The following is a 703-nucleotide window of genomic DNA, read 5'->3' as shown; positions in this document are numbered from 1 at the left end:
TTCGGAACGTGCCCTACGAAAAGCAGCGCATCATCCCCTGTCATATTGGCAACGGCGGCTCCATCACGGCGATTAAAAACGGCAAGTCGGTGGACACGTCCATGGGGATGACCCCTGTGGAAGGGCTGTTGATGGGTACGCGCTGCGGCGATGTGGATGCCGGCGTACTCACGTTTCTGATGGAAAAAGAGCATTTGGATGCGCAAGGTATTTCCCGGTTGATTAACAAGCAGAGCGGCGTGGACGGGCTGTCGGGCGTGTCGTCCGATATGCGCGAAATTGAGACGGCGGTGAAAGCGGGCAACGAAAGAGCCATCATGGCATTGAAAGTCTATGAATACCGCATCAAAAAGTACATCGGAGCCTACGCAGCAGCCTTAGGAGGCGTAGACATCATCGTCTTCACCGGCGGCGTAGGCGAAAACCAAACAGGCCTGCGCGCGTCCGTCTGCAAAAACTTAGACTACATGGGCATCCAAATCGACCCCGAACGCAACAAAGTACGCAGCGAAGAAATCATCATCAGCACAGACAGCGCGAAAGTGAAAGTGGTGGTAATTCCAACTGACGAGGAGTGGATGATTGCGCAAGATACAGCAGAGTTGGTGGGGTGATTTTTTTTTTTACAGTGTAGCTTCCGTCTGTTACCCCGTATGGGGTACAATTTTGATAACCCCGTACAAGCGATAGCGCAGTGCGGGGT

General features: G+C 53.2%; 1 protein-coding gene. It reads left to right on the top strand.

Annotation, left to right across the window (positions count from 1 at the left end):
- On the top strand, positions 1–614 hold a 614-nt coding region (locus ASC50_RS02570; protein WP_420885205.1), incomplete at its 5' end, for an acetate/propionate family kinase.
- Positions 615–703: the final 89 nt, after the last annotated feature.

This window comes from Candidatus Symbiothrix dinenymphae, from assembly GCF_001431085.1.
This window is presented reverse-complemented; position numbering and strand designations above follow the sequence as displayed.